This is a genomic window from Streptomyces sp. UW30 (assembly GCF_008042075.1).
Classification (GTDB): domain Bacteria; phylum Actinomycetota; class Actinomycetes; order Streptomycetales; family Streptomycetaceae; genus Streptomyces.
In genome coordinates this window covers 1-3,683 of the sequence record NZ_RDBN01000014.1, presented here as the reverse complement: position 1 = coordinate 3,683, position 3,683 = coordinate 1, and the positions used below count along the sequence as shown (strand labels likewise).

The following is a 3,683-nucleotide window of genomic DNA, read 5'->3' as shown; positions in this document are numbered from 1 at the left end:
AACGAGGACACACCATCACGGCCGGCCGCGAGCATCTCCCACAACTCCCCGGMGACGACGCCGACATCGCGTCGCACGAGACTGCCCCGGGCTCCGACACCGCAGACGCCCTCGACGACGACGCCGTCGCGATTGTGGGCATGGCCTGCCGCTTCCCGGGTGGTGTGTCGTCTCCGGAGGAGTTGTGGGAGATGCTCGCGGCCGGCCGTGATGGTGTGTCCTCGTTTCCCGAGGACCGTGGGTGGGACATCGAGCGCCTTTACCACCCCGACCCCGAGCATTCCGGGACTTCCTATGTGAATGCGGGTGGGTTTGTGTCGGGTGTGGCGGATTTTGATGCGGGGTTGTTTGGGATTTCGCCGCGTGAGGCGTTGGCGATGGATCCGCAGCAGCGGTTGTTGTTGGAGGTGTCGTGGGAGGCGTTGGAGCGGGCTGGTGTGGATCCGGTGTCGGTGCGGGGGTCGGTGTCGGGTGTGTTTGTGGGGACGAATGGTCAGGATTATTTGTTGGCGTCGGGGACGGTGGCGCAGGTGCGGTCGTCGTCGAGGATGCGGCCGAGCGCGTCGAGGGCGGTGTCGGGGGTGAGCGGGCGGATGCCGAGTCGGGCGAGGTGGGTGGCGCAGGTGCGGTCGTCGTCGAGGATGCGGCCGAGCGCGTCGAGGGCGGTGTCGGGGGTGAGCGGGCGGATGCCGAGTCGGGCGAGGTGGCAGTACGCGGCTGTACGCGGCTGCCCGAGGCATCACCGTGATGCCCGAGATCGAGATGCCCGGACACGTCCGTGCCGCCCTGGCCGCGTATCCGCACCTGGGAAACCGTCCCGACCGAGTGTTGGACGTGTGGACCAGGTGGGGCGTGTGCGACACCGTCCTCGGCGTCCACGAGGAGGTCTTCGACTTCTGCCGCACCGTGCTGGAGGAGGTCATGGACGTCTTCCCCTCCCCCTACATTCACATCGGCGGCGACGAGTGCCCCCTCACCGAATGGGAGCAGAGCCCACAAGCCAGGGCGCGTGCCCGGGATGCGGGGTTGAGCGGTCCCGCCGCACTGCACGGGTGGTTCATGGGCCGCGTCGGAGCGTTCCTGGCCCGCAGCGGACGACGGCCGGTCGGCTGGGCCGAGAACGGCACCGAGCTGTCCGACGACTTCACCGTGATGGCCTGGCGCGACCCTGCGCATGCCCTTGCCGCCGCCGGGCGCGGCCACGACGTGATCAACGCCCATTACCGCGCCACCTACTTCGACTATCCGCAGAGCAGCGGTACCCAGGAGCAGCCGGCGCAGCCAGGAGCCGTCGTGGCGCTGAGGGACGTACACGCGCACGATCCCGTCCCCGAGGGGGCGGCACCCGAAGCCGCCGCCCGCATCCRGGGCACGCGCCCTGGCTTGTGGGCTCTGCTCCCATTCGGTGAGGGGGCACTCGTCGCCGCCGATGTGAATGTAGGGGGAGGGGAAGACGTCCATGACCTCCTCCAGCACGGTGCGGCAGAAGTCGAAGACCTCCTCGTGGACGCCGAGGACGGTGTCGCACACGCCCCACCTGGTCCACACGTCCAACACTCGGTCGGGACGGTTTCCCAGGTGCGGATACGCGGCCAGGGCGGCACGGACGTGTCCGGGCATCTCGATCTCGGGCATCACGGTGATGCCTCGGGCAGCGCCCATGACAGAGCCGGCCACTTCACCTTCGGCCCCGATACCTGCCTGCGCATCAGCAGCGGTGCCGAACCCGCCGCCCAGCTGCTGCGCACTGTGCTCGCCCCTGCCACCGGTCTGCCGCTGCATTCCGCCGAGGACGCAGCCGTCGTCCTGGCCCTCGACCCGGCCCTGAGCGGACTCGGCAGCGAGGGCTACGGGCTGACGGTCGGACCGCACTCCGTGCTGCTGCGCGCCGCACAGGCCACCGGACTGCTGCGCGGAGTGCAGACGATCCGCCAGCTCCTGCCCCCACAGGCCTTGGCGGCATCGCCGCAGCGCGGTGCGCGATGGTCACTTCCCTGCGTGGAGATCACGGACGTCCCCCGGCACCGCTGGCGCGGCGCGATGCTCGATGTGGCCCGCCACTTCCAGCCGGTGTCGTACCTACGCCGCTACGTCGACCTCCTCGCCCTGCACAAGATCAATGTCTTTCATCTGCATCTGACCGACGACCAGGGCTGGCGGATGCCGATCTCGGCCTACCCCAAGCTCACCGAGATCGGTGCCCACCGTGCCCGGACCGCGACCAGTGCCGACGGTGACGACTACGACGGTGTGCCGCACGGCGGCGCCTACACCCGCGCCGAGTTGACCGACCTGGTGCAGTACGCGGCTGCCCGAGGCATCACCGTGATGCCCGAGATCGAGATGCCCGGACACGTCCGTGCCGCCCTGGCCGCGTATCCGCACCTGGGAAACCGTCCCGACCGAGTGTTGGACGTGTGGACCAGGTGGGGCGTGTGCGACACCGTCCTCGGCGTCCACGAGGAGGTCTTCGACTTCTGCCGCACCGTGCTGGAGGAGGTCATGGACGTCTTCCCCTCCCCCTACATTCACATCGGCGGCGACGAGTGCCCCCTCACCGAATGGGAGCAGAGCCCACAAGCCAGGGCGCGTGCCCCCACCTACTTCGACTATCCGCAGAGCAGCGGTACCCAGGAGCAGCCGGCGCAGCCAGGAGCCGTCGTGGCGCTGAGGGACGTACACGCGCACGATCCCGTCCCCGAGGGGGCGGCACCCGAAGCCGCCGCCCGCATCCTGGGCACTCAGGCGCAGCTGTGGACCGAGTACGCCGCGATGCCCTCCCGCCTGGAGTACCTCACCTATCCGCGCCTGTGCGCCTTGGCGGACCGCGCCTGGGGCGGTCCCACGCCCTTGGAGGAGTTCCGCTCCCGTCTGGCCCGGCACACTGCGCGCCTCGACGCCCTCGGCGTCAGCCGCCATCCCGGAAGCCGCACCACAGCACAGCCCTGATCCCCCGAGCACGACGAACCCCACATCCCGTCCCGGAAGGATTCAGCATGAAGTCCCGAACCACGCCGAACAGACTGCGCGTCGCCGCAGCCGCCGCTGTGGCCATGGCCATGGGCACCGTCGGTCTCACCGCCCTGACCGGCACCGCGAGCGCCGCGACGGACGACGTGACGGTCCAGTACCGGACCAGCGCCACGGGCGCCACCGCGGACCAGGCCGAACCCTGGCTCAAGGTCAGGAACACGGGCGACAGCGCCCTGCCGCTCAGCACCGTCAAGGTGCGCTACTACTTCAAGGCCGACTCGGCCGGCGCCGCCTATCGCTTCGCCTGCTCCTGGGCGGTCAAGGGCTGCTCCAACATCACCGGCACCTTCGGCACGCTGGCCAACCCCACGGCCACGGCCGACCGTTATCTGGACATCGGTTTCACCTCGGGGGCGGGCACCCTCGCCGCCGGCGCGGACACCGGGGATATGCAGCTGCGCTTCCACCGGGCCGACTGGCAGCCCCTCAACCAGAGCGACGACTACTCCTTCGGCGGTGCCCAGACGTCGTACGCGGACTGGTCGAAGATCACCGCCCAGGTGTCCGGCAGCACGGTGTGGGGCACTGCCCCCGAGGTGAAACCGATGTCCAGATAACGGTCGGCCGTGGCCGTGGGGTTGGCCAGCGTGCCGAAGGTGCCGGTGATGTTGGAGCAGCCCTTGACCGCCCAGGCCGCCCAGGAGCAGGCG

General features: G+C 69.7%; 1 protein-coding gene and 5 pseudogenes. 4 read left to right on the top strand and 2 right to left on the bottom strand.

Going from position 1 to position 3,683, the window contains the following annotated elements:
• Positions 1 to 107: 107 nt before the first annotated feature.
• Both EAO75_RS09100 and EAO75_RS09095 read left to right on the top strand, forming a co-directional pair.
• A pseudogene (locus EAO75_RS09100) lies at positions 108 to 596 on the top strand (beta-ketoacyl synthase N-terminal-like domain-containing protein); the annotation flags it as partial.
• A 124-nt stretch (positions 597 to 720) separates the two neighbouring features.
• A pseudogene (locus tag EAO75_RS09095) lies at positions 721 to 1,389 on the top strand (family 20 glycosylhydrolase); the annotation flags it as partial.
• A gap of 33 nt (positions 1,390 to 1,422) precedes the next feature.
• Here the strand turns inward: EAO75_RS09095 and EAO75_RS09090 are convergent.
• Positions 1,423 to 1,620 (bottom strand): annotated as a pseudogene (locus EAO75_RS09090) (family 20 glycosylhydrolase); the annotation flags it as partial.
• Here EAO75_RS09090 and EAO75_RS09085 point away from each other — a divergent pair.
• Together EAO75_RS09085 and EAO75_RS09080 are read left to right on the top strand one after the other, a co-directional pair.
• Positions 1,609 to 2,949, top strand: coding sequence for a beta-N-acetylhexosaminidase (locus EAO75_RS09085; protein WP_147994550.1), 1,341 nt, complete (start codon positions 1,609 to 1,611; stop codon positions 2,947 to 2,949). The pseudogene EAO75_RS09090 and the gene EAO75_RS09085 sit on opposite strands and share 12 nt — an antisense overlap.
• 47 nt (positions 2,950 to 2,996) lie before the next feature.
• A pseudogene (locus tag EAO75_RS09080) lies at positions 2,997 to 3,566 on the top strand (cellulose binding domain-containing protein); the annotation flags it as partial.
• Here the strand turns inward: EAO75_RS09080 and EAO75_RS48200 are convergent.
• Positions 3,560 to 3,683 (bottom strand): annotated as a pseudogene (locus tag EAO75_RS48200) (cellulose binding domain-containing protein); the annotation flags it as partial. The pseudogenes EAO75_RS09080 and EAO75_RS48200 overlap by 7 nt on opposite strands.